6 protein-coding genes are annotated in these 3,730 nt (G+C 73.2%); 1 reads left to right on the top strand and 5 read right to left on the bottom strand.

Translation table 11 applies throughout. From position 1 onward, the window contains the following. Positions 1-188 precede the first annotated feature (188 nt). The 3 genes from ABZ641_RS29150 to ABZ641_RS29140 form a co-directional block, all read right to left on the bottom strand. Entirely contained in the window at positions 189-527 is a 339-nt protein-coding gene (locus ABZ641_RS29150) for a transcriptional regulator (protein ID WP_344625157.1), read from the bottom strand. Next, positions 524-1,270 (bottom strand): hypothetical protein, encoded by a 747-nt coding sequence (locus ABZ641_RS29145; RefSeq protein ID WP_344625158.1) that lies wholly within the window; start codon positions 1,268-1,270, stop codon positions 524-526. Before ABZ641_RS29145 ends, ABZ641_RS29150 begins: the two co-directional genes overlap by 4 nt. A 68-nt stretch (positions 1,271-1,338) precedes the next feature. Continuing rightward, positions 1,339-1,701: a hypothetical protein gene (locus tag ABZ641_RS29140; RefSeq protein WP_359986511.1), complete on the bottom strand. Its 363-nt coding sequence runs from the start codon at positions 1,699-1,701 to the stop codon at positions 1,339-1,341. 206 nt (positions 1,702-1,907) lie between these two features. Between ABZ641_RS29140 and coaD the strand changes: the two genes are divergently transcribed. Beyond that, positions 1,908-2,312: a pantetheine-phosphate adenylyltransferase gene (gene coaD, locus ABZ641_RS29135; RefSeq protein WP_359986508.1), complete on the top strand. Its 405-nt coding sequence runs from the start codon at positions 1,908-1,910 to the stop codon at positions 2,310-2,312. Between the two features lie 84 nt (positions 2,313-2,396). Here coaD and ABZ641_RS29130 read toward each other — a convergent pair whose 3' ends face one another. Together ABZ641_RS29130 and ABZ641_RS29125 are read right to left on the bottom strand one after the other, a co-directional pair. After that, positions 2,397-3,071: a TetR family transcriptional regulator gene (locus tag ABZ641_RS29130; RefSeq protein WP_344625213.1), complete on the bottom strand. Its 675-nt coding sequence runs from the start codon at positions 3,069-3,071 to the stop codon at positions 2,397-2,399. A gap of 128 nt (positions 3,072-3,199) precedes the next feature. Then, the coding region (locus tag ABZ641_RS29125; protein WP_359986505.1) for an LLM class flavin-dependent oxidoreductase at positions 3,200-3,730 on the bottom strand (531 nt) is incomplete at its 5' end.

The following is a 3,730-nucleotide window of genomic DNA, read 5'->3' as shown; positions in this document are numbered from 1 at the left end:
TCGAGCTCGTCGACTACGGCGTCGTCGGCGACCTGTTCACCGTCCTGCCCCAGCTCACCGCCGAGGCCAAGGGCCGCTGACCCGACCGCGGCCCGGCCGTCCGGGCCGCGCGGGACCGCACGCAGAACGCCCGACCGGGCTTCCCGGTCGGGCGTTCCCGCGTCCTCGCCGCGGCCAGGACTCCGCGGTCAGGACTCCGCGGCCGGGTCGGCCTGCTCGATCTGCTGGATGAGGCGCTTGAGCTGGGCGACCTCCTCGCGGAGGGCGCGGTCGCCGGCCGGGGTGAGGGAGAGCCAGGTGCGGGCGCGTCTGCCCTCGTAGCCCTTCTCGATCTCGACCAGGCCGGCCTTCTCCAGGACGGCCAGGTGCTGGCTGAGGTTGCCGGCGGTGAGGCCGAGGGTCGTGCGCAGGAAGCCGAACTCGACGCGGCGCGCCTGGTGGGCGACGGTCAGGATGCCCAGCCGGACGCGTTGGTGGACCACGTCGTCCAGGCCGTTGACGGGATGCTGCTCGGGCTCGTCGCTCATGCCGCGCGGCGCCTGCCGGACAGCTCGGCCAGGCCGAACCCGAGGGCCCCGAGCAGCAGCAGCGCGCCGGGCACGCCGTAGCGGGGCAGCACGGACCAGGGCGAGGCGGCGTCGATCCCCGCCCAGCCGGTGGTGAGCGGGACCAGTTCGATCGCCAGGTACACCGCGGCGAGCAGCAGCAGTGCGCGGCTGCGCTCCACCCGGGCGAGCACGAGCAGCGGCAGTCCGACGGCTGCGGCGTTCCCGTTGAGGCGCTCGACGAACCTCGTCACCCCGGAGTCGGGGTCGAGGCGCAGACCCCAGAGGTCGACCGGGTCGCCGGGCTGCGGCACGCCCTGGCGCGTGCTCCAGTACGCGGTCGCGCTCACGACCCCGACCAGGACGATCCCGGTGAGGACGTACGGCCGGACGGGGGTGCCGACGCCCCGGTTGCGGGAGCGCCGGATGTAGAAGAACGCCGTCGCGGCGTAGGCGAGGGCGAGTCCGACGGGCCAGTAGACCGGCGAGCCCTGCTTGATCAGGGTGCAGCCGGCGCCTGCCGCGGCCTCGGCCGCCGGGCAGGGCACGGTCGAGACCTCGAAGGTGAGGCGGCCGACCAGGACGCCGCCCAGCGTGAGCAGGCCGAGCAGCAGCAGGGGGAACCAGGTACCGCGTTGCGCGGCACGGACCTTGCGGGTCAGGGCGTCGAGGCCGGCGAGGACGTCACGAGGGGTGCCCGACGACGGCACCGTGGCATCTGTCATGCAGTCAGCTTTGCATCACAAACCATTTTGGGCAAGAGACCTCACCCGGGGGCACCGGTCGGCGGGACTCACACCGGGCTCTCCCTTCCGCCCGCGAGACGGCGGCGCCACCAGCGATCGGGGCGCCACTGCCGCCGGTCGGCGAAGGGGTCCGGCAGGGTGCGCCGGAGGTAGGCGGCGTCCAGCACGGCCACCCGACGCCTCAGCTCCTCGCGGGCACCGCCGGGCAGCTCCCGCACGACCTCGTCGAGGACGTCCCGCGCGTGCCGCACGTCGTCGAAGGAACACCCGCGGCACGGGCACTCCGCGTCCTGCGGGTACAGGGGACGGCGTCCCGGCGACAGGGCGAAGTCCCGGTACCGCCGCAACGCCCACGCCGTGGCACCGGGGAACACGTAGTAGTCCGTCGAGAGCGCCTCGACACGATGCACCGCCAGGCTGGTGCGGGCCGAGAGCCAACGGATGCGGCCCTGCGGCGGATCGCCCCGGGCACGCGGGTCATGTCGTCGATCGGCGCGGAGCGCGCCGGGCCGCCTACGCGGCACGGGCCTTTCGGTCTGCGGTCACGCCCGCCATGATGCCGGAACCCCCGAGAACGGGACACCCCTCGGCCGGGCGCTTGTTACTCTTCCCGATCATGCGAGCCCTCTTCCCAGGATCCTTCGACCCGGTCACCCGAGGACACCGGGACGTTCTCCGCCGCGCCGCCCTCCTGTTCGACGAGGTCGTCGTCTGCGTGATGGTCAATCCGAGCAAGACCGGCCGCTTCCCCGTCGCCGAACGGCTGGACCGGCTCCGCGCGGCAGCAGCCGACCTGGGCAACGTCACCGTCGACTCGCACACCGGCGGCCTGCTGGCCGACTACTGCCGCCGAGCCGGAATCGACGTCGTCGTCCGCGGAGTCCGCGGCATCCACGACCTGGACCACGAGATGCCGATGGCCCGCATGAACCACCGACTGGCCGGAGTCGAAACGTTCTTCATCACCGCAGACCCCGCCCTGCGCCACGTCTCCTCCACCCTCGTCACCGCGATGGGTTAGACCTCGGGCCGGCGGCGTACCGCGCCAGGACGAGCTGTCGGCCCGTCTCCCGGACCAGGCACACCCGTTCCCCCCTGCTTCCGTTCAGTCGCGGCGGAGGCTCGCCTCGACGTCCCTGACGACGCGCCACATCGGGGTGCTGCGCTTGGCGATGACGACCACCACGTCGTCCTCCTCCTCTTCGACGGCCGGCTGGGCCTGCGGCTTGGCGGGCCAGGCGTTGCGGACGTACTCGAGGGCGTGGTCCACCTCGGCCTCGGCGTCGCCCTGGCCGTTGGCGCGCAGCCAGGAACGCAGGCCGTGGTTGTGCGCGGCGACCACGGCCGCGGCGACCACGTCGGCGCGCAGGGTGCCGTCCTTGCGGGCGGCGAACCGGCCGCGCAGGTAGTCGGCGAGGGTGCGCTCGTAGCGCCAGACCACGGAGAGTTCGTAGGCGCGCAGGCCCGGGACCTTCCGGGTGAGGCGGTAGCGCTGCACCGAGAACGTCGGGTTCTCGGCGTACATCCGCAGGACGAGCCGGGCGGCGTCGCAGACCTTGAGGACGGGGTCGTCGGTGTCCGCACTGTCCTGCAGGAAGGCCGTCATGTCGGCCAGGCACTGCTCGTGGTCGGGGAAGACCACGTCCTCCTTGGAGGGGAAGTAGCGGAAGAACGAGCGGCGGCCGACGCCGGCCAGGCCGACGATGTCGTCGATGGTGGTCTGCTCGTAGCCCCGGTCGAGGAAGAGCTGGAAGGCGGCCGCGATCAGGGAGTCGCGCATCGCGGGCTTCCCGGTGGTGGCCGCGGCCTCCCCCTCGGTCTTCTGCGGGTTGCTCATGCCGTGAACCTAGCACCAATCGCGCGGCAGGGCACTCAGTGCACTGCTGCGGAGGTACTCGGTGTTGCATATCACCCCGAGGCGGTGTCGATCCGCCGGACGGCACCGAGGACGTCCAGCACCAGCTCCGGGTCGGCGCCGTCCGGGGCGTGCACGGAGAGCCGGGTGACCAGGCCCGTGTACCGGCGGTGGATCTCCCGGGCGGCCTCGGCCGGCTCCCCCGCCACGGCGAAGGCGTCGAACACCTCGTCGTCGATCAGTTCGCCCATCTCCTTCCAGCGGCCGCGGACGGAGAGCGGGTGCAGCTCGTCGTGCAGGCCGCCCCAGCCGTGTGCCTCCAGCACGGGACGGTAGGCCGGGGTGGAGGCGTAGAAGGCGATCCGCTCGCGCACCCCGCGGACGCTGGCGGCCAGCTCCTCCTCGGTGCGGCCGGTGGCGGTGAGCACCGAGCCGACCACCTCGAAGGGGCGGGACGTCCACGGCTCGGCGGCGGCCTCCGCCGCGGCGCGGGCGGCGCGCACGGCGGGCAGCACCGTCCCGGCGAGGTGCTGCACCGAACTGAAGGGGTGACAGATCAGGCCGTCCGCGACGGCGCCCGCCGC

The sequence above is a fragment of the Kitasatospora sp. NPDC007106 genome, from assembly GCF_040634455.1.
Taxonomy (GTDB): domain Bacteria; phylum Actinomycetota; class Actinomycetes; order Streptomycetales; family Streptomycetaceae; genus Kitasatospora; species Kitasatospora arboriphila.
This window is presented reverse-complemented; position numbering and strand designations above follow the sequence as displayed.

Coding starts and splice junctions, on each gene's coding strand:
- ABZ641_RS29150 (WP_344625157.1), bottom strand. CDS start 527: ATGAGCGACGAGCCCGAGCAGCATCCCGTCAACGGCCTGGACGACGTG.
- ABZ641_RS29145 (WP_344625158.1), bottom strand. CDS start 1,270: ATGACAGATGCCACGGTGCCGTCGTCGGGCACCCCTCGTGACGTCCTC.
- coaD (WP_359986508.1), top strand. CDS start 1,908: ATGCGAGCCCTCTTCCCAGGATCCTTCGACCCGGTCACCCGAGGACAC.
- ABZ641_RS29130 (WP_344625213.1), bottom strand. CDS start 3,071: ATGCGCGACTCCCTGATCGCGGCCGCCTTCCAGCTCTTCCTCGACCGG.